The following is a 19,786-nucleotide window of genomic DNA, read 5'->3' as shown; positions in this document are numbered from 1 at the left end:
AATGAAATCAGTTGATTAAAGCTTGTTGTATTATCTGTTGATAGCTATCAAGCCACGCATAGCGTTTCCTATACATCTTACGTTTCGTTCTATTCAACTCTTCTATATTTCTTCGCTCCGCGTACAGCGGAATTTCATACAAATCTTTGTTATACGAAATACCGAAATGCTCTTCCCAATAAGAGTCATAGTCAAAATAGACTTTCTTGCTTAAATACCGAAGCGATGTATAAGTATGAGAACGGTTCTTGACGCCAAATATGCGACTCACATCCAGTGACTGCAACACCACTCTCACCGTTTCCAGCATCAGCGACTTGGGCCTTAGTCCAAATAATTCCTTTGTTGCTAATCGACTAAAGCCGTCATCAATATCTGGACCTTGAACACCACCAATATAGGCATTATTTTCAAATACTGTAAATGACAGTACATAGTAGTTTGTGCCCTTATTATCAGATAACCGTAATGTTAATTCCCCCTCTTTCCAATAACGTCCCTCATAAGATAAAACCATATAATAGTTATTATCTCCCAAAGTTAATTCATCAAGAACAATACCGTCCTTATAAATCAGACAAAGCTTATCTTCAGAGAAGATATGTTTTACCCAGTTGTGATGAGCTATCAACATATTCACGACATCTATCTTTTTTAAACCTCGGTGAAGATAAGGTCTCATACACTTCGTTAAGAAGTCAGGTTGCTTTGAAAATAGCATTTCTTTATAAGGACCAGTGAAACTCTTCATCAGCCGAGTTAAATAAGGATAATAAACCAGTCCCCTAAGTAAAAACTTACTGACATGTTTTACCATTTTGGGGTCATCTGGATAACTCATTACTGCGGCACTAACAATATTCATTGATACACCAATACATCACATCAAGAAAAAACACGCACATTAAATTAAAGCAACCTGATAGTCATTTAACAGTTCATTTTGTTTAAAATCAGGGAAAACCGACTCATCGCAAAACAATATGAAACTGACAACGCAAGCAATAATTAAAAGTCAACATTGATACTGAAAATAGATAATTATTAAGGTTTCAATACATAGCTCATCATTAGCAATGATCTTTACCAAGTTGCAATCATTTATTGTGAACAGTGTATTATAAATTATAAAACAGACAATATAATAAACGCACTGCTTTGTATTGATTTGTATCCACACCCTGACAGTTTGATACACCATCTGACTTAATCATATTAATACACTGTATTATTATCAAAAGCCAAATTCGATAGACAATAAACACACCGACAGAAGGCTAGTTTAAATGGCCTTAATCTCTTCGTGTTTCTCTTAATATGGACTAGATATGAATATCTTGATGGCGCTTTCACAGCTAGAGGTTACGGGTGCAGAGGTGTATGCCACGACAGCCGGTGACGAGCTGACAAACCGCGGGCATAATGTTTTTTATATTTCGGACACACTGACCAAACCTCACCAAGGGCCATCGTTCACGTTGCGCTTTAACAAACGCAATATTCCGCGACGTTTTTGGCACGTCGGCTATCTGGTCTATCTCATTAAGAAGCATAATATTCAGTTGGTACATGCCCATTCGCGAGCTTCCAGCTGGAGCTGCCACCTCGCATGCAAGCTGACTGGCACTCCCATGGTCACCACGGTGCACGGTCGCCAACCGGTACATGCCTCACGGAAAAAGTTTCATGCCATAGGCAACAAGGCTCTCCCCGTCTGCGAAGCCATTAAGGCTCAGCTCATTCAAGATCTCGGTGTTGCTGAAACTCAACTGGAGGTCAGCCGTAACGGCATCGAAACCACACGATTCAATGTCTGTAAGCCGCCTCAAAACCCTCGTCCGGTCATCACAATTATCGGCCGGCTCACCGGCCCTAAAGGCGATCTGTGTTATCGGCTACTTAGCGAATGCCTGGATCTGGGAAAATATGACGTTCGGGTCGTATCCGGCTCACATTGTGATACACGCTTCGAGGAATTTAAAAATAACGTGACATTTACCGGTTACACCCATGATGTCCCTAAAATGCTTAGCCAGGCAGACTTGGTGATCGGCGCAGGTCGCGTAGCAATGGAATCACTGCTTTGTGGACGTCCTACCCTTGCCATCGGTGAAGCCGCCAGCATAGGTCTCGTGACTCCAGACAATGTACAGCAGGCTATGGCAACCAACTTTGGTGATATTGGGCCCAAGGATCTGGATATTGATTTTAGTTCTATTGCCAACGAAGTCGAACGAGGACTCAGCCAGCAACAATGTGATCCCGAGCTAACAGCAACTATCAAAGCCAGCTACAACCTGACAGCTGTTGTCGACCACATCGAACGTATCTATCAGGATGTCTATATTGAAACGCTACGGTGCGAGATGCCCGTAATTATGTATCACCGTTTTATTCAGGATAAGAGCGAAAAAGGCGTCCACGGGACTTACCTCCATATCGAGATGTTCGAAAAGCACCTTAAGCTGTTAAAGCGTATGGGGTTCGAGTCCCTTACATTTGAAGACCTGGCGCAAAGTAATCTCATTCGCCGACTGGAACCCGGCAAGCGCTATATCATGATCACCGTCGATGACGGCTACGCTGATAACTACCACCTAATGATGCCTTTGCTCAAGAAATACGGTTTCAAAGCCGTGGTATTCGTTGTTACCGGCGAAACATTCAACCGCTGGGATGTCGAGAACCCGGATAACCCCGAGACTCAGGTAAGCCTGATGACAAAAGAGCAAATCAAGGCACTGGCTGACTCCGGTGTGGTCGAAATTGGTGGCCATACAATGTCGCACCCTAAACTAAACAACCTGAGCCGTGACGATCAGTATCGGGAAATCATCGAGAATAAAACCCTGCTCGAAGAGCTTCTGTGCAAACCGCTGACATCCTTTGCTTATCCGTTCGGCCTTCATAATGAGGACACCAAGTCTATCACGCAGGATGTCGGGTACCAGTTTGCCGTCGCTACCAACTCCGGCCCGCTACAGTTGCATCAGGACCCTTATCAGATCCGCCGTATCGGGATTTTTCCGCGTACCGACGTCTTCGGCTTATGGCGAAAAGTTCGCGGCAACTATTTGTTCAGGAAGATTAAAGAATAGAAATGCTTAAGATTTAGTGGCAACAGCCAGTCTTGTGGCCGAACAGGCGACATGGTTGGCTGTTTACAATAAATAAGAGGTGATGAAGTGTCCTAGCCTCTATTGGGGTGGTTTAAAATGTGATCTTCCCAGTCAATCACATCAATCTCGTAGACAATCTTGTCGCGGACAGATTCATCAGCTTTGTGCATGGCGTCTTTGGAACCGGTCAGAAGCGGGTGCCATTCGGGTAAGTCTTTGCCTTCCGCCAGCATGCGGTATGCACACGTTTCCGGGAGCCAGACAAATTCGTCAATACGTTCACGAGTCAGCTTGAGGCACTCTTCGCCGGACTCAAAGCGGTTCGGGTAGTCTTTACAAGAGCAGGTCTTTTCGTCCAGCAGGCTGCAGGCAACGTTGGTGTAATAGATCTCGTCGGTATCATCATCAATCAATTTATGAAGGCAGCATTTACCACAGCCATCACAGAGTGATTCCCACTCCTGATCTGTCATTGCCTGTAAATCTTTTTCTTGCCAAAAATGTGCCATATACCCAGCCTTTTCTGTAACGACCCTCAACCCTTATGGTTAAGAAGGCGGTTTTATAGCCGCCCAGCAGGTAAAGTGCAAGTGTTTCATCGGGATCTGGCCGCATAAATTGCCGTAATAATAGTCATTATTATTTGCCGCCAATTAAGCTGATATTTTTTGCTTCGATAGCTATTGAATGGTAACTTTCGCCCCGTTTCGAGAGACTAATTAATTATAGGTGGGTTATGGAGTGTCGATTAGGTTGTGGGGCGTGCTGTATTGCACCGAGTATCTCTTCAGCCATTCCTGGGATGCCTAACGGGAAGCCTGCGGGGGTCCGCTGCATTCAGCTAAATGAGAACAATTTATGTAAGCTATTTGGCAAGCCGGAGCGTCCAGCTGTCTGCCATCACTTCAAAGCATGTCCCGACGTTTGCGGCAGCACATCAAAACAAGCAATCGAGAATATCACTGAGTTGGAAAGCATGACCTGACGCCATGCTCTACCCATTATAACTCGCTTATACAGCGACTTTACCGGTCAAAATTCGTAGTACCGACTTGGCATGCTCTACGGCCTGATGACCTGAGTAGGTCAGGTAACCACCGTCTTCATTTGTGACCAGTCCCTTGGCGTACAGTCGCTTCGCCGCTTCTACCAATTCAGGTGCAGCATCGCTACGTACCTTAATTCCTTCCATATCGCTGTGCATAGGAAATTTAACCAGCAAATTCATTTCATTAACCAGTTCAGCTGTATATGGCATAGTCACCTCTTTATTTCTTTGGCCTGACTTAATACTAGCGGCTGGGATGAATAAAAGTAGGTGGCGAGATCATAACAGTTGCAATCATCAGGCGGAAAAAGAGACGTGCTTCAAAGAAATGAGTTTTTCTAGTGAATAAAAAACCGCTCGACTGAGCGGTTTTTTTGATAGTTTTGCTTATTGTTCAATAATTAAGCTTGAATACCGACTATCAGCCAAGGGGCGTTTTGGGCACGCAAGTCACGTTCGAGGTGCCAGATATCGGTAATATCTTCTTCGACATCCTCGTTGCGATCTTTATATCGACCTGAGAACTTAATGCTTATCTGCGCCGTGCTCGCATCGTAATCGGCACGAACCAGCTCAGCATCAACATACATCACTTCGGTATGCTGCTCACCATCCAACTTTGCACGCTCAGCGGCTAGATCGTCAAACAGCGCCGGGCTGACATACTCGCGGATCTTATCCAGCTCATTATGGTTCCAGGCACCCTGGATAATGCGGTAATGATCGCGCGAGCCATTAAGAAACGCATTCATATTAAAGCCTGGAGGCAGATTAAACGGCACATCACTGTCTGTTGAGGTGTAGCTTTCCTGTTGGGCAAAGCCAGAATTCATGCCTTCAGCAGCCTGGCGACGCTGGTTCTGTCGAGGTGAGTTACCGGCATAGGCTTCGCGATGACCCATCGGTGTACGCTTTGCCCCTCGCATTGTCTTAAGCAATTTGAAGATCACGAAAGCAATCAGCCCGAAGATCAAAATATCCATGAACTGGATACCTTCAAATGCGCCGCCAAAGAAAGCAGCAAGTAGACCACCAGCCAGTAAACCGCCAAGCAAGCCGCCCATTAGTCCTTTTTTGCTCGACTTCGCTGGTTGCTGTTGTTTTAGCGTGTCAGTCTGTTTAGGCTGCTGTTGTTTAACCGGTGCCGTTTTGAAACTTTTACCAAACGATTTACCACCGCCGAATTTCTTTGCTTCTGCATGCGGAGTCATAAAAGACACCGTCAAGATCAAAGCAAATACTGTGAAGAAGCGTTTCATTGATACGAATACCTTTGCCAAATATATGCTTTTGAATCCTAACGTGCTACTTCTGAATGTCAACTAAACAACCCGAGCAAATTGTTACTAATATTTATCCGCCTGCGACCGGGCCTCTCCTCGCTCTGCCATATTATCTAGTTGGTATTGTTGCACTTATTGCTAATATTAGTGTCCAATATCGGTATCATAACAACAGGAAAGACTATGCAAGATACTCACAGCAAACTCATTGGCTACCTACTGTGGATTTTCGGTTTCACCGGTGCACATCGCTTTTATTACGGTAAGCCTGTTACCGGCACCATCTGGTTTCTGACACTGGGCTTACTGGGAATAGGCTGGTTAATCGATCTGTTCCTGATACCGTCCATGGATCGTGAGGCCGATATCCGCTTTCAGAGCGGCGATGTTGATTATACCGTGGCCTGGCTCTTACTCACCTTCCTTGGGGTATTTGGTGTCCATCGTATGTACATGGGAAAGTGGCTAACCGGGATCCTCTATCTGTGCACATTCGGCTTTTTCCTGATTGGTATTCTGGTTGATTTCTGGACATTAAATGATCAGGTGTCGATCCGAAACGCAGAAAATAGGCGCTAAAACCTGCTCTTTCCAGCACAAAAGTGGCTTAAATCCTGTTAAATGTGTATTCAAACTGTATGATTTAAGTCACAACAAACTCAGTAACCATAAACCTAGCTTTGTTTCTGCTTGACCTGTCAAAGCGAGAGCAACTAAAATATCGAACATCGTTCTATATTATTCAGCTGGCTTAATGAAGTCAGGACACTATGCTTACTGTGCAGCCACCATTCGGTGTATATCCATATTACAATTAGCTAAGTAAGACTATCTTCGATTAAGAGTAAATTCGATGGCAAGACGAAATGACCACACTCGTGAAGAGTTGGTAAGTATGACACTGGAGCAAGTCAAAAACTTTCTCGATGAACACCCACACCATGAGCTAAGCCTACGTAAAGTCGCCGCGATGATCGGCTATGTACCAAGTACCTTGGTAAACGTATTTGGTAACTACAACCTGTTACTTTTACATGCCGTTGCACAGACGCTGGATGAGTTGTTTGCCGAAGCGGAAGAGCAGATGAAGGATGTATCCTCCCCTGAGAATGCCCTGCGTAAGCTGGCCTACTGCTACCTGGATTTTGCCTCTCAGCACCCTTACCGCTGGCAACTGATCTTCCAGCACACCATGAACGGAGAGGAACTTCCTGACTGGCAGTCTGAGCGTATCGACAGCATGACCGGTATGCTGGAAAGCCTGATCCGTCAGATCACACCCAGCAAATCAGACGAAGCTATCCTGGAGGCAAGCCGCGTACTTTGGGCTGGCGTACACGGTATAACCCTGCTGACCGTCGACGATAAACTCTTTACCTCGACGCCTGTTGACGGCAAGGCACTGATCGACAACCTTATCGACACTTACCTGAACGCCTGGCAGGCATAACCGGAGACTTCAATGAGTGTAAAGCCCCAGTCTCGCCTGCTAACTAAACAGCGTTTTTTACCATATTTTCTTACCCAGGCATTTGGGGCTTTCAATGACAATGTGTATAAGAATGTACTACTCATTCTTATCGCATTTGCGGCCCCCGGCACCCTGCCGATCAACTCCGATCTGGTTATCAATCTCGCGGCGGGATTATTTATTCTGCCGTTTTTCCTGTTCTCGGCTTCTGCCGGTGTCCTTGCCGATAAATATGACAAGGCACTGATCATGAGAGTCGTCAAAATGGCCGAGATTGTGATCATGTCGCTGGCGGCCATCGCCTTTTTGACCGAAAGCTATATGGCGTTATTGGTGCTGCTGTTCTTAATGGGAACACAATCAGCATTTTTTGGCCCAGCCAAATATGCCCTGCTGCCACAGCACCTTAAAAGAGAAGAGCTTGTATCAGGCAATGCACTGGTTGAAACCGGTACATTCCTGGCTATTCTGCTCGGTACTCTGCTTGCCGGTGTCATTGCCAACCAGGAAAATGCCCCCGCTATTGCCGCTACCAGTGTTATCTGTTTTGCAGTAATCGGCTATCTGAGCTCACGCTGGATCCCAGAGGCAAAACCAAGCAACCCCGATATTCCCTTTAAGTGGCATCCAGTCCGTCAGACGCGCCACACTCTGTCTATCGCCCGCAAGGACAAGACTATTTTTCAATGCGTCATGGGGATCAGCTGGTTCTGGTTTTTGGGAGCCTGCTACTTAACCCAATTTCCTAATTTTGCCAAACTCCACTTAGGTGGCAGTGCCGCAGCGGTCTCTTTTTTGCTGACCCTTTTTTCCATCGGTATCGCTATCGGCTCATTACTCTGCGACCGCTTATCCGGCCACCGTATTGAACCGGGAATCGTGCCCCTCGGCAGCCTGGGGATCACGCTATTTGGTGCCGACCTGATGTTTGCCACTCCCGATGTCGTTCCGGCAGCCCAAAGTTTCTTAGCCTTTGTGACTAACCCTGAATTACTACGGGTCTTTGTTTCTCTGACTATGCTCGGCGTGTCCGGCGGGATCTTCATTGTTCCGCTGTATGCCATGATGCAGAGCCGGGCCAAAGAGGAAGAGCGTGCACAGATTATTGCGGCCAATAACATCTGGAATGCCATCTTCATGGTGGTCAGCGCCATCACGGCAATTGTATTTTTGTCGGTGCTAGGACTGTCGATTCCGCAGTTCTTCCTGTTCCTGTCGTTGGTAAACTTTTTTGTCGTCCTCTACATCTACACCCAGGCTCCTGACTTTTTCTGGCGCTTTGTTGTCTGGCTGGTCAGCCACACCATGTATCGGGTTCGTCATAAAGATCTGTCCAATATTCCAACCAAAGGCGGCGCCCTGATTGTCAGCAACCACGTCAGCTATATGGATGCGCTGCTATTGGCCGGGGCCTGCCCAAGACCAATCCGTTTCTTGATGGACAAGGATATTTACAATATCCCGTTCATCAAGGCCTTCTGTAAAGCCTGCAAAGTCATCCCTATCGACTCCACAGATCGAAAATCGATCCTCAAGGCTTTCATCAAAGTTAACGGATATCTGGAACAGGGCGATATTGTCTGTGTCTTCCCGGAGGGACAACTCACCTATGATGGTGAAGTCGGGCCCTTTATGCGAGGTATTGACCTAATTATCAAGCGCTCGAATGTGCCTGTGATACCGGTAGCGCTACAAGGCCTGTGGGGTAGCTACTTCAGCCGCGAAGGCGGACGTGCGCTACTGAAGATCCCCAAGCGTTGTTGGTCTAAAGTCGATATCGTCGCAGGCTCCCCTGTCGAGGCCAAACAGGCAAACAGTGCAATGCTACGGGAACAAGTCCTGGCATTACGAGGAGAAAATAAATAATAGTCAGGCTAGTTTCTAGAAAACAGCGCCTAGAAAAAGCAAAAAGCGAGAACAATACGTTCTCGCTTTTACTTTGAGGCTTAGTGTCAGACTCATTCCTGTGTATCAAGCCACTCAGCCAAGCGTTTACGCGAGACCTTGATCCCGCCCGCTCCCAGGTTATCGGGCATTTCCAGATACTCAACCGGGCGACGGAATGTCGTGACTCTTTCCTGCATATACTCGTGCAGTTTCTGCTTAAGATTATTATCGAGTGGCATTTCTACTTCGACAATAGCAACCGGGCGCTGACCAAATTCACTATCATCGACAGGCAGTACAAACGCCTGTTTCACGCCTGGGTGTGCCAGCAGCTCCTTCTCGACCATCTCAGGCTGAATGTTTTCACCGCCAGAGATAAACATGTTATCGATCCGACCAAGAATATGGAGCTCTTCGCCAGACCAGCGGCCAAGATCTTTGGTTGCGAACCACTCGGCGTCGGCCACCGGAAAAATAGTCTTATTACGATAATATCCGATGCACTGCGTCTTACCCCGAACCAAGATCTCACCATCTTTCAGGGTTAGCTCCCGGTTGGGCAACAAACTGCCGACACCACTGCTGGCATCTGCCCGCTTAGCCGTTACGGTTGATCCCATTTCGGTCAGACCATAACCACACCAACAATTAATCCCGGCAGCCTCAGCCTGCTTCGTCAGGCTAACGGGTATCACCGCACCGCCCAATAGTACCTGCTTTAGGGCTAATGAAGGTGAATCAGATCGATCTTGCGAGACCAGCAACCGTTGGAGCTGAGTCGGTACCAGTGATGCATGGGTAACTGCAGCAAGAGCCGTCTCGAACTGTGCAGGCTCGGCAATAACCAGTCCCGCGCCGCGATATAACCAACGCCAGACAATCGCCAGCCCCGAGATATGAAATAACGGTAACGACAGCAACCAACTATCCTGCTCACCATAATCCATCCACTCCAGCAGCCCGGCGGCACTTGCCAACTGGCTTTGTGCGGAGTGCACCACAGCCTTTGGTTGCCCGGTAGAGCCTGAGGTCAAGGTTAAGGTCGCCGGACGTGTCGGCTGCCAGGTCACCGGTACCAGACGAGGCTGCAGAGGAGGCAACAGGCTCACTCGGGCGTAATGCTCGAATGCATGTTCTATTTTGGCGGGATACCAGATGAAATCACATTGCAATGACTCAAGCTGCTGGTCCAGCTCAGGCTGACTACTTCTCGGATTTAAGCCTACATAACGGGCACCAACCCGGATAGCAGCCAGAATCAGCCACAGTACCTGCACCGAGTTAGGGGCAACAACGGCAATAAGCTGATCACGCTTCACCCCCTGCTCAATCAAGCCCTGCGCATACTCATCAATACGCGCCGAAACCTCAGCCCAGCTAAATGTCTGCTCGCCAAAAGACAAAGCGGCCGCTGACGGCCGCTTTGTTGCCCAGTGTTGCCAGGGCCATGTGGCAAAGTATGACGTTACTTCTGCCATACCACCTCAAGCTCAGACAACCCGGTTACCGGCAGTTCGCAGTTCGGCCACGGTGTTTCAAGCTGCGTCCTGAACAATTGCATGGTATCAAGCCCAGGGATCACACCCGGAGTCTGCCAGGCCGCAAAACGTGCGAGCTGGTTCAGCCCAAGACTCGATTCCATGCTGGAACTAATCACTGCGGTCAGCTTGGCTTCATGCGCTTGCTCAACAAGCGCCATACAACGCTGAACCGAACCCACCAGAGTCGGTTTGATCACGATTGCCACTACACCAGGCTCGGCTTTAACCTCAAACCCTTCGTCACGGACCGTTTCGTCCCATGCGATATTGATACCGGTTTCCGCGGCAAAAGCCAGGCTGTCAGCCGGCGTCTTGCAGGGCTCTTCAAGAAACACTATCCCGGCACGATGCTCAGGCTTAACATACTTGGCAAACTGCTGTGCTTTCAGCGGCGTCCATTTGCGGTTGGCATCCAGACGTAAACGGATTTCCGGGATCGCCTCGATAAACATGTTGGCGACCATGCCATCGCGAACCGCCTCATACATGCCGACCTTGATTTTGGCAATCTTATCGCCCGACATCTTGCTAAGTTCTTCGACCAAATCGTCCGGATCACCGGCACACAGCGGTGCAACTTGATAGTTACCTTCCGCAGGCAGGCCACCGGCCAATTCAAGCTCGGCCATACTCAAGCCAAATGCTACCGAAGGAAGCGCAGTAGCATAATCAAGCGCTTCTCCGCTTACCCAGGCATTCAGCAGTTGCTGAGCCTGCTGGCCAGCCTGTTCCGCCGTTTCCTGACTAAACTCCGGCAACGGCGCAACCTCACCGAAACCGACAGCCTCACCGTCACGTAATTCAACAATCCAGCCCTCACGGGTTACCAGACGCTGATTACGCAGAATTACACCACTGTCCATTGGCAGCTGGTACTGATACAACTTTGCGCTACGCATAAATTCAGTACTCGCTTATGGGTTACGTTTGAACTTGCTGAAGTCCGGACGGCGCTTCTCGTTAAACGAGTTACGACCTTCCTGACCTTCCTCAGTCATGTAGAACATCATCGTCGCATTACCGGCCAGCTCCTGCAGACCCGCCTGACCATCACAGTCGGCATTCAGGGCCGCTTTCAGGCAACGTAGCGCCATAGGGCTATGCTGCAGCGTCTCACGGCACCAGCGGACTGTCTCGCGCTCAAGCTCTTCATATGGGACTACATGGTTTACCAGGCCCATATCAACGGCTTCCTGAGCATCGTAGAAACGACACAGGAACCAGATTTCACGCGCTTTCTTCTGGCCAACGATACGTGCCATGTAAGAAGCACCCCAGCCACCGTCAAAAGAGCCGACCTTAGGACCTGTCTGGCCAAACTGGGCATTATCTGCCGCGATTGTCAGATCACACATCATGTGCAGGACATGACCGCCACCAACGGCATAACCAGCCACAGAGGCAATCACCGGCTTAGGGCAAGTACGGATTTGGCGCTGGAAATCCAGCACATTCAGGTGATGGGTACCTGATTCATCACGGTAGCCGCCGTAGTCACCGCGGATCTTCTGATCACCGCCAGAGCAGAACGCATCTTTACCCTGACCCGTCAGAACAATTACGCCAACCTGCTCGTCGTAGCGGGCATCAGCCAGCGCATCAATCATCTCTTTCACTGTCTGAGGGCGAAATGCATTGCGTACCTGTGGACGGTTAATGGTGATCTTCGCGATACCATCTGCTGATTTTTCAAAAAGAATGTCTTCATAACCTTCTGAACAATCCGTCCATTCTACCGGTGCATACAGTTCTTCTTCAGTCAGACCTACGGTTCTTGCCATGATTTATTCCAATCTATCTAAAAAATGAGTGACAGCCATACTGAACTCATGAGGTAGTTCAACATGGACATTATGCCCCGCTGACGGGATCACGGTCAGATCTAATCCCGAATTTTCAGCTAGGCTTCTGAATTTGTTATCGTTCTCTCCGCAAATATAGTGAACCGGGAACGACAATTGTTCAACCCGTAACTGCAGCTCGGGTTGTTTGGCTAACGATGTAGCCTGTAACATACGTGCTATACCAGCCCCAAGGTTATCACTGCGTTTTGAGATCAAACTTTGTCTTTGGTCATGATTTAGTGACGAAAAAACAGATTGCTGATACCAATCAGCCAGGACTTGGGAAATAGGCTCTGACACAAATCGCTGTGCCCATTTCTGATCATTGGCTAGCCTGGCGGCACATTCTGCGCGCGGAAGACCAAAGTGACCACCTTCGAGTACCATCCCAACCAATTTTCCCTGACTCTGATTGTCAGGAAGACAGGCATGATACATCGCAAGGCGGGCGCCCATCGAGTAGCCAATCAGCACATAAGAGCGAACATTGCGATGTGACAGGGTTTGCAAGATCTGCCGGTTTACCTGTTCAAAATCGGACGGCATCAATAGCTGACTATGACCATGCCCGGGCAAATCAATCGTCAGGCAGTCATACGATGCCGACAAACTATTCACCACCTGACGCCAATCTTGCCCGGAACCAAGCAGACCATGCAGAAAAACCAACACCGGGCGCTCAGTGTCACTTCCGGTCCGACAACCATAGGTGTCAGAGTAAAGTGGCATTCTTCACCTCTGCAAACAGGGCCTTTATCAGTTCGCCGCTTTGACCCGGCGGTGTTTTGATTTCTACCAGTGTCGCACCCGGTTGGCTTAATCCCTGCTTACAAGCCTGTTCGGCTTCCTGCAATGAATTCGGACAAGCGTAATGTAATCCGAACATGGCAGCGGCATGTCTAAATTCCAGCCCGTGCGGCATCCGGTACAAGGATTCTTTCTGCAGATCGGGAACGGGCAAGAGATCAAAAATCGCCCCGCCATCGTTATTGGTCACCAGCACCACAACCGGATAGTCAGCCTGCTTCAACAGTGCCAGAGAATTAAGATCATAAAGCAGCGAGGTATCGCCCAGCACGCACAGCAAAGGGGCCTGCCTTGCCTGTTGTACCCCTGCTGCCGTTGCAATCAGGCCATCAATACCGGATGCGCCGCGATTAGCAAACGTTGCAGTAAGTGGCAACTGGCCACACATATCCAGCAGACGAACAATCAGGCTATTGCCGAGAAAAATCTCAGTGTGATCAGGCAACCAGCAAGGTAAGTGAGCCGCCAGACTGAGCTCATTCAGGCTCTTTTCGCGGCCGGCCAATAATTCAAAATACCCGGCCGAGGCACGTTTTAGCGGTTCAGCCCAACCAGAATGAACAGAGTCAGAGGTTTTCTGGGTTGCGGTTTCAGCCCAGGCTCTGATATTGGCCTGGACACGCTGGCTACGGCGGTGAGATGGGTCCAGTCGTACCGACAGAGGGTCCACCAGCCAATAGTCCAGCCACTGCCGCTCGGCGATCAATTGCAACAGGCGCTTGGAAACCAGGCGGGCACCGAACTGTAATACCGCCTCAGCCTGTTCAATATGTCGGCGACACTCGGCATTTTGCATCCAGACATCATAACCAGCCCAGTCACTGGTTCCGCCCGCCTGGGGATCAACCAATAATGGCCAGCCCAGTTTATCAGCCAGCACCTGAACTGCAGACAACTCACCAGGTAACATTCTACCGGCAACAACAAGCCCTTTCTTCGCGACCAGCGAAGACCAGGCGAGAGGGTCCAGCGTAACCTGTCCGGCATCAGCCTGCTGGAAATGGGTATACGGCTGGTCATCAGCCAGCCATTCATTCAGCGGCGCAAGGTAGTGGGAAAAATCGACATCTTCACCGTACAAAGGCTCGGGATAACGGCAATTAAAGTGAATAGCACCACCTTGAATAGACTGCTGATACATGGCCGCATCAATCGTTGTCAGCAACCAGCCGGGTGCAATATCAAGCGTCGGCGACGGGATATCATGAAACTCAGTCACATGGTCAGAAAAAATGCCATGCTGACGAATAGCCTGATTCGCACCGCACTGGATCAGCTCCACGGGGCGATCCGATGTCAGCACTACCAGTTTTTCGCCAGTCAGACCGGCTTCGGCAACGGCTGGCAATAAATTGGCGACGGCGGTACCCGAAGTCACAATCACGGCAACAGGCTGTTGCGATGCTTTCGCAATACCCAACGCCAAAAAGCCCAACCCGCGCTCATCAAAATGTGTATGCAGTGTCAGCCTGTCATTATTGGCCGCCGCCAAAGTCAAGGGAGTCGAACGAGAGCCAGGCGCAATACACACATGTTTTACGCCCAGCCGTACCAGTTCTTCGAGCATCAGGCCGGCCCACTGGTTATTCAGGGCCGCCCGATATGCAGAAGCGTCATTCTGAACCGATAACGGTGTAAATCCAGCCCGAGTCATGCAGATTTGCGCTCCAGTTCAGGCTCTTCGGAGCCAAGCAAACTGCATAGCGTCGAAGTCTTGCGATCCAGCTCCTGCCATTCGCTGTCAGCCGTCGAGCCGGGAACAATGCCTGCCCCTGCAAACAGGTGGAGTTCTTCGCCCATGATTAGCGCACTGCGGATAGCGACACAGAACTCACTGCGCTGGCGGCTAAGAAAGCCCACTGCCCCACTATACCAACCCCGGGCAAAAGGTTCGTGCTCGGTAATAAAATCCAATGCCTTTTCTCGGGGCAAGCCGGCAATAGCCGCGGTCGGCTGCAGGCTATCTAACAGATCGGCACTGTAGACCTGCTCATTGAGCTGGGCACCAATACTGCGTTTCAGGTGTTGCACTTTGCGCAGACGAACCAGCTCCGGCGTCTCCGCTACGTTCATCGTTGCACAGCGGGGTACCAGGCGGTTGACAATATCATCCACCACCAGACGATTTTCATAGCGGTTTTTATTGTCGTCCATTAGCCATTGCGCCAGTTGATCATCTTCCGACAGATCCTGCCCGCGGCCAATCGTACCCGCCAGTGCTTCGGTTTGCAGATCGCGCTCCTGACGCAGGAACAACCGCTCTGGCGTCGAACCGACAAAACAGTGCTTGGCATCCATCGCCATCATGAAGTGAAAGCTGCTGATATTGCGGCTTCGACTGGCCTTGAGTAGCTGTGCCGGTGAAACAGGCAAATCAAGCTGCAACGTCGTGCGTCGCGCCAAGACCACCTTTTCGAAAAGGTTTTGAGAAATTGCATCCAGCGCATTGCCGATCATCGCAGACCAGCCAGCAAAGTCAGGTGCATATGAGCGACCTAGGATCTTGCTTTTTATCTCAGGGACTTTCGATGTGTCAGGCGTGATCTGTGACAATGCCTGCAAAGTACTTTCTTTATCATCTGCCGAGAGGTTTACGGCCAGCTGCCAGTTGCCGTCCAAACGGATCACTTCCAGCTGCGGCAAAAAGAAAAAAGAAGAAAGGCAACGGCGATTGCGGCTGGTCCGGCCGTCAAAAGAGCGCCCGCCCCAGATGCGTTGTTCGTCCAACAGCACTTTTTCTGCCGCCATCGGATCGGTAAAGGTTTTGATCTGGCCTAGTGCCACTACCTCTTCACGGCTATCTCGAGACTGCCAGTAAAATTTCGGAAAGAGAGGTTGTGACTCCATCCAGTCAATAAGGTCGGTATTGGCCGGTAATTCCAGCGCCACCGTTAATCGTTGGGTTGTTTGTGTCGCCTGTTGAATTTTCTTAATCAAAGACTCAACTGCTGTTTGTAACGCGGTCAAGGTAACCTCACTCAGCTCTAAGCACCCTAGCGGCTCATCCCTGGCTGATTATTAATATGCCAATCACTTGGCACATAATTCTACCTTTATGTGGGTTAAAAGCTTAACCACATAGTGAATGTGCCATTCTACCTCAGTTCATGCAGTCTGACTAATAAAGTAATTAGTCAACACGACTCTTCATATCTCATCACAATTGATCACGGCACCAGACAAAGGTTTTCCTCCCGGTCAGGTACCCATTCTACCACCAGTCTCAAAACAATCATGGTGCGAACACCTCTACGGCAGATCAGAAACCAGTGGATCACACCTAAGCAAATAGAATTTAATTACATAAAATACTATTCTTCACGATTTTTTCCTGCAGGGTATTTATTTTATACAGATTCATAGTGTAATTTGTTGTCAATACATAATAATTTGCGCAGGAATCAAGCAATGCACAACATCGGGATGTCATCCAAGTTAAATAATGTTTGCTACGACATACGAGGTCCCGTTCTCAAACATGCCAAACGCATGGAAGAAGAGGGCCACAAAATTCTGAAGTTGAACATCGGCAACCCAGCCCCGTTCGGCTTCGATGCACCAGATGAGATCCTGGTTGATGTGATCCGTAACTTGCCGACATCGCAGGGCTACTGTGATTCAAAAGGCATTTATCCGGCCCGAAAAGCGGTTGTGCAGCATTACCAAAAACGCGGCATGCTCGATATTGATGTCGAAGACGTCTATATCGGTAACGGTGTCTCCGAGCTCATCATGATGTCGATGCAAGCACTGCTCAACAATGGTGATGAGATTCTGGTACCGGCACCGGACTATCCACTCTGGACAGCCGCTGTGTCGCTTTCTGGAGGAAATCCGGTTCACTACATCTGTGACGAGGAAGCTGACTGGTATCCCGATCTTGACGATATACGCAGCAAGATCACACCCAATACCCGCGGTATCGTGCTTATCAACCCGAACAACCCGACAGGTGCGGTCTATAGCCGTGACTTTTTGCTGGAAGTGGTTGAGATAGCCCGCCAGCATAACCTGATTATTTTTGCCGACGAGATTTACGATAAAATCCTGTACGAAGGAGCCCAGCATACTTCTATCGCCCCGCTGGCCGAAGATGTTTTCTGCGTCACCTTTAATGGCCTGTCAAAATCATACCGCGTTTGCGGTTTTCGCGCCGGCTGGATGATCCTGTCGGGGCCGAGACACCTAGCCAAGCCCTACATCGAAGGGATCGAAATGCTGTCGTCAATGCGCCTTTGTGCCAATGTCCCGATGCAGCATGCAATCCAAACCGCGCTCGGCGGCTACCAGAGTATCAACGAGCTGATTCTGCCCGGCGGACGCCTGCTTGAGCAGCGCGACAAAGCCTATGACATGATCACCTCAATCCCCGGTATTTCCTGCGTGAAACCCAAGGGAGCATTGTACCTGTTCCCGAAACTGGATCAGAAAAAGTTCAATATTGTTGATGACGAGCGAATGGCGCTGGACTTCCTGCAACAGGAAAAAGTTCTGCTGGTACACGGCACCGGCTTTAACTGGAAGAAGCCGGACCACTTCCGCATCGTCACCCTGCCACGGGTTGACGATCTCGAACTGGCAATAGGCCGCCTTGAGCGCTTCCTGCATAGCTACCGCCAATAATCATTGCCCCATCCAAGCAAAGCCAAGCCTCAGTTTTTACTGGGGCTTTTATTTACCTCGCGTTTTTTTCTGTTACCTTTAACTAGATAGGCCAAACTGAATACAGTCAATCAGCCTCACTCTCAGCCGCAAAAGAAGTATCGATATGGAAAAAAGTCATTTTTTTGCCCACCTGGCACGTATGAAGCTCATCCAGCGCTGGCCGCTAATGCGGAGTGTCTCGACGGAAAACATCTCAGAACATAGCCTTCAGGTCGCTTTTGTCGCCCATGCTCTGGCACTGATCAAAAACCGTAAATTCGGCGGCAACACCAATCCCGAGCGCATTGCCCTGCTCGGTATGTTCCATGACACCAGCGAAGTGCTGACCGGGGATATGCCAACCCCGATCAAATATTACAACCCGACCATTGCCGAAGAGTATAAAAAGATTGAGCTTGCTGCCGAGCAAAAGCTGCTGTCGATGCTGCCGGAGGAATTCCGGGACGACTACGCGCCGCTGCTCGATAGCCACACTATCAACAAAGAGGATTATGCCATCGTCAAGCAAGCTGACAGCTTGTGTGCGTACCTCAAGTGCCTTGAAGAACTCAGTGCCGGCAACCATGAATTTACCCAGGCCAAGAAACGCCTCGAACAGACCCTGTCGGAGCGCTCCAGTCCCGAGGTGCAGTACTTTCTCGATACTTTTGTAGATAGTTTCAACCTAACACTGGACGACATCAGTTAATGACACAATTTATTCTCGATCCCGGCTGGGAAAACCGAAAAAGCAATGAACAGAAAGTTCGCCGCAACGACCATCGCTCAGCCTACCAGCGCGACCGGGCAAGGATCCTGCACTCTGCCGCATTCCGTCGCTTGCAGGCTAAAACTCAGGTCCACGGAGCCGGGCATCATGACTTTTACCGCACCCGGCTAACGCATTCCCTGGAAGCCTCCCAAATTGGCACCGGCATTGTGGCCCAATTGAAAATCAAACAACCAACGTTTCGTGATCTGCTGCCATCGACTAGCCTGATGGAAAGCCTGTGTCTGGCACATGATATCGGTCACCCTCCCTTCGGCCACGGCGGCGAGGTAGCACTGAACTACATGATGCGTGAGCACGGCGGCTTCGAAGGCAACGCCCAGACATTTCGTATCGTAGCTCTGCTCGAGCCCTATACCGAACACTTCGGTATGAACCTGTCGCGCCGAACCCTGCTCGGTCTACTCAAGTACCCGGCACTTATCAGCAATACCCGAGCCACCGATCTACCGACAGAAGTGGCCAACTTTCGCCACCTGAAAGCCAAAGACTGGCACCCTGCCAAAGGGGTGTATAACGATGATACGGAAACCTTCGAATGGGTGCTGGCACTGCTCTCCGATCACGACCGCGAACTCTTTAGCCAGATGCGCCATCAACGCACTAGCCCGACAGAGCACCTGAAAACACGCTTCAAATCACTCGACTGTTCGATTATGGAGCTGGCCGATGATATCGCCTATGGTGTGCATGATCTGGAAGATGCCATCGTGATGGGCATCGTCACCCGCGAGCAATGGCACGAGGCCGTCGCCAGCAAGCTTGCCGACTGCGGTGAGCCCTGGCTGGAGGCGCGTATTGGCAAGCTCAGCGAACAGCTATTCGGCACCCACCACCAGCGTAAAGATGCCATCGGGGCAATGGTCAACGCCCTGCTGACTTCCATTCATATCGCTCCGGCTATTCAAAACGGCGTCGATAGTTTTGACGAATCCCTGCTACAGTGGAACGCCTATCTCTCCGAATCAATGGAGCGGGTGCTGGAGGTGTTAAAACAGTTTGTCAGTGATTTCGTGGTGAAAAAACCGGAGATCCAGTTGCTCGAATACAAGGGACAACAACTGGTCATGGAACTGTTCGAGGCATTTGCCTCCGATCCGGAGCGTCTGCTTCCAGCCAATACTCGGGAGCGATGGGAGCAGGCCTTCAGTAATGGAGAAAATGCGCACAGGATCATTGCGGATTATATCTCGGGAATGACTGATGGCTTTGCTCAGCGGCTTTACAGCACTCTATTCCAACCAACTACCGCTGTTGGCGTCGGCCACGAGGGGCATGGGTTTTAGACAAAGCTCCTCCCCATTTTCAAGGGGGAGGCTGGGAGGGGGTTCGCTCAAACCCCACCCTAACCC

At 49.7% G+C, this 19,786-nt stretch carries 18 protein-coding genes; 8 read left to right on the top strand and 10 right to left on the bottom strand.

Annotated features, from left to right (window positions below):
• Positions 1–7: 7 nt before the first annotated feature.
• The gene (locus tag L4D19_RS14860; protein ID WP_428453091.1) at positions 8–865 is read right to left on the bottom strand and encodes a VirK/YbjX family protein; all 858 of its coding nucleotides are present in this window, start codon (positions 863–865) and stop codon (positions 8–10) included.
• Positions 866–1,328: 463 nt separating this feature from the next.
• Between L4D19_RS14860 and L4D19_RS14855 the strand changes: the two genes are divergently transcribed.
• The gene (locus tag L4D19_RS14855) at positions 1,329–3,098 is read left to right on the top strand and encodes a bifunctional glycosyltransferase family 4 protein/polysaccharide deacetylase (protein ID WP_428453090.1); all 1,770 of its coding nucleotides are present in this window, start codon (positions 1,329–1,331) and stop codon (positions 3,096–3,098) included.
• Positions 3,099–3,190: 92 nt separating this feature from the next.
• Here the strand turns inward: L4D19_RS14855 and L4D19_RS14850 are convergent, their stop codons facing one another.
• A complete protein-coding gene (locus L4D19_RS14850; protein ID WP_428453089.1) occupies positions 3,191–3,628 on the bottom strand; it encodes a YcgN family cysteine cluster protein in 438 nt (145 codons plus the stop codon).
• Positions 3,629–3,855: 227 nt separating this feature from the next.
• Here L4D19_RS14850 and L4D19_RS14845 point away from each other — a divergent pair, with 227 nt between their 5' ends.
• A complete protein-coding gene (locus L4D19_RS14845) occupies positions 3,856–4,104 on the top strand; it encodes a YkgJ family cysteine cluster protein (RefSeq protein ID WP_075764193.1) in 249 nt (82 codons plus the stop codon).
• Positions 4,105–4,131: 27 nt separating this feature from the next.
• Here L4D19_RS14845 and L4D19_RS14840 read toward each other — a convergent pair whose 3' ends face one another.
• Positions 4,132–4,377, bottom strand: a complete 246-nt coding sequence (locus tag L4D19_RS14840; RefSeq protein ID WP_075764191.1) for a TIGR02647 family protein — start codon at positions 4,375–4,377, stop codon at positions 4,132–4,134.
• A gap of 191 nt (positions 4,378–4,568) precedes the next feature.
• Positions 4,569–5,426 carry a Tim44 domain-containing protein gene (locus L4D19_RS14835; RefSeq protein WP_428453088.1) on the bottom strand — a complete coding sequence of 286 codons (858 nt, stop codon included), beginning with the start codon at positions 5,424–5,426 and terminating at the stop codon, positions 4,569–4,571.
• 207 nt (positions 5,427–5,633) lie between these two features.
• On the opposite strand from L4D19_RS14835, the gene L4D19_RS14830 reads away from it, so the two are divergent.
• The 3 genes from L4D19_RS14830 to L4D19_RS14820 all read left to right on the top strand — a co-directional run bounded on the left by L4D19_RS14830 (position 5,634) and on the right by L4D19_RS14820 (position 8,787).
• Positions 5,634–6,029, top strand: a complete 396-nt coding sequence (locus L4D19_RS14830; protein WP_075764187.1) for an NINE protein — start codon at positions 5,634–5,636, stop codon at positions 6,027–6,029.
• A 274-nt stretch (positions 6,030–6,303) separates the two neighbouring features.
• Positions 6,304–6,900, top strand: coding sequence for a TetR/AcrR family transcriptional regulator (locus L4D19_RS14825; RefSeq protein WP_160648637.1), 597 nt, complete (start codon positions 6,304–6,306; stop codon positions 6,898–6,900).
• Positions 6,901–6,912: 12 nt separating this feature from the next.
• Complete coding sequence (locus L4D19_RS14820) at positions 6,913–8,787, top strand: MFS transporter (RefSeq protein ID WP_428453087.1); 1,875 nt, start codon at positions 6,913–6,915, stop codon at positions 8,785–8,787.
• Positions 8,788–8,879: 92 nt separating this feature from the next.
• On the opposite strand, the gene menE is transcribed toward L4D19_RS14820, so the two are convergent.
• From menE to L4D19_RS14790, 6 genes are read right to left on the bottom strand one after another with little or no spacing between them, the layout of a single operon-like run.
• On the bottom strand, positions 8,880–10,286 hold the full coding sequence (menE, locus tag L4D19_RS14815; RefSeq protein ID WP_428453086.1) for an o-succinylbenzoate--CoA ligase: 1,407 nt from the start codon (positions 10,284–10,286) through the stop codon (positions 8,880–8,882).
• On the bottom strand, positions 10,274–11,248 hold the full coding sequence (menC, locus tag L4D19_RS14810; RefSeq protein WP_428453085.1) for an o-succinylbenzoate synthase: 975 nt from the start codon (positions 11,246–11,248) through the stop codon (positions 10,274–10,276). The genes menE and menC overlap by 13 nt, the downstream gene beginning before the upstream one ends.
• 15 nt (positions 11,249–11,263) lie before the next feature.
• Positions 11,264–12,130 (bottom strand): 1,4-dihydroxy-2-naphthoyl-CoA synthase, encoded by an 867-nt coding sequence (gene menB / locus L4D19_RS14805; protein ID WP_160648641.1) that lies wholly within the window; start codon positions 12,128–12,130, stop codon positions 11,264–11,266.
• Positions 12,131–12,133: 3 nt separating this feature from the next.
• Complete coding sequence (menH, locus tag L4D19_RS14800) at positions 12,134–12,922, bottom strand: 2-succinyl-6-hydroxy-2,4-cyclohexadiene-1-carboxylate synthase (RefSeq protein WP_428453084.1); 789 nt, start codon at positions 12,920–12,922, stop codon at positions 12,134–12,136.
• Entirely contained in the window at positions 12,906–14,654 is a 1,749-nt protein-coding gene (gene menD / locus L4D19_RS14795) for a 2-succinyl-5-enolpyruvyl-6-hydroxy-3-cyclohexene-1-carboxylic-acid synthase (RefSeq protein WP_428453083.1), read from the bottom strand. Before menD ends, menH begins: the two co-directional genes overlap by 17 nt.
• Positions 14,651–15,967: an isochorismate synthase gene (locus L4D19_RS14790; protein ID WP_428453082.1), complete on the bottom strand. Its 1,317-nt coding sequence runs from the start codon at positions 15,965–15,967 to the stop codon at positions 14,651–14,653. The genes menD and L4D19_RS14790 overlap by 4 nt, the downstream gene beginning before the upstream one ends.
• Before the next feature lie 441 nt (positions 15,968–16,408).
• Between L4D19_RS14790 and L4D19_RS14785 the strand changes: the two genes are divergently transcribed.
• From L4D19_RS14785 to L4D19_RS14775, 3 genes are all read left to right on the top strand, one after another.
• The gene (locus L4D19_RS14785; RefSeq protein WP_428453081.1) at positions 16,409–17,623 is read left to right on the top strand and encodes a pyridoxal phosphate-dependent aminotransferase; all 1,215 of its coding nucleotides are present in this window, start codon (positions 16,409–16,411) and stop codon (positions 17,621–17,623) included.
• 145 nt (positions 17,624–17,768) lie between these two features.
• Positions 17,769–18,353, top strand: coding sequence for a 5'-deoxynucleotidase (gene yfbR / locus L4D19_RS14780; RefSeq protein WP_428453080.1), 585 nt, complete (start codon positions 17,769–17,771; stop codon positions 18,351–18,353).
• Positions 18,353–19,720 (top strand): anti-phage deoxyguanosine triphosphatase, encoded by a 1,368-nt coding sequence (locus tag L4D19_RS14775; RefSeq protein WP_428453079.1) that lies wholly within the window; start codon positions 18,353–18,355, stop codon positions 19,718–19,720. Before yfbR ends, L4D19_RS14775 begins: the two co-directional genes overlap by 1 nt.
• The last annotated feature ends 66 nt before the right edge of the window (positions 19,721–19,786 follow it).

The sequence above is a fragment of the Photobacterium kasasachensis genome, assembly GCF_050336885.1.
GTDB lineage: Bacteria > Pseudomonadota > Gammaproteobacteria > Enterobacterales > Vibrionaceae > Photobacterium > Photobacterium kasasachensis.
The sequence above is the reverse complement of the archived record's forward strand: the minus strand, read 5'-3'. Positions and strand labels throughout refer to the sequence as shown.

Coding starts and splice junctions, on each gene's coding strand:
- menD (WP_428453083.1), bottom strand. CDS start 14,654: ATGACTCGGGCTGGATTTACACCGTTATCGGTTCAGAATGACGCTTCT.
- L4D19_RS14825 (WP_160648637.1), top strand. CDS start 6,304: ATGGCAAGACGAAATGACCACACTCGTGAAGAGTTGGTAAGTATGACA.
- yfbR (WP_428453080.1), top strand. CDS start 17,769: ATGGAAAAAAGTCATTTTTTTGCCCACCTGGCACGTATGAAGCTCATC.
- menH (WP_428453084.1), bottom strand. CDS start 12,922: ATGCCACTTTACTCTGACACCTATGGTTGTCGGACCGGAAGTGACACT.
- L4D19_RS14820 (WP_428453087.1), top strand. CDS start 6,913: ATGAGTGTAAAGCCCCAGTCTCGCCTGCTAACTAAACAGCGTTTTTTA.
- menB (WP_160648641.1), bottom strand. CDS start 12,130: ATGGCAAGAACCGTAGGTCTGACTGAAGAAGAACTGTATGCACCGGTA.
- L4D19_RS14830 (WP_075764187.1), top strand. CDS start 5,634: ATGCAAGATACTCACAGCAAACTCATTGGCTACCTACTGTGGATTTTC.
- L4D19_RS14785 (WP_428453081.1), top strand. CDS start 16,409: ATGCACAACATCGGGATGTCATCCAAGTTAAATAATGTTTGCTACGAC.
- L4D19_RS14850 (WP_428453089.1), bottom strand. CDS start 3,628: ATGGCACATTTTTGGCAAGAAAAAGATTTACAGGCAATGACAGATCAG.
- L4D19_RS14775 (WP_428453079.1), top strand. CDS start 18,353: ATGACACAATTTATTCTCGATCCCGGCTGGGAAAACCGAAAAAGCAAT.
- L4D19_RS14845 (WP_075764193.1), top strand. CDS start 3,856: ATGGAGTGTCGATTAGGTTGTGGGGCGTGCTGTATTGCACCGAGTATC.
- L4D19_RS14855 (WP_428453090.1), top strand. CDS start 1,329: ATGAATATCTTGATGGCGCTTTCACAGCTAGAGGTTACGGGTGCAGAG.
- menE (WP_428453086.1), bottom strand. CDS start 10,286: ATGGCAGAAGTAACGTCATACTTTGCCACATGGCCCTGGCAACACTGG.
- L4D19_RS14860 (WP_428453091.1), bottom strand. CDS start 865: ATGAATATTGTTAGTGCCGCAGTAATGAGTTATCCAGATGACCCCAAA.
- L4D19_RS14840 (WP_075764191.1), bottom strand. CDS start 4,377: ATGCCATATACAGCTGAACTGGTTAATGAAATGAATTTGCTGGTTAAA.
- L4D19_RS14835 (WP_428453088.1), bottom strand. CDS start 5,426: ATGAAACGCTTCTTCACAGTATTTGCTTTGATCTTGACGGTGTCTTTT.
- menC (WP_428453085.1), bottom strand. CDS start 11,248: ATGCGTAGCGCAAAGTTGTATCAGTACCAGCTGCCAATGGACAGTGGT.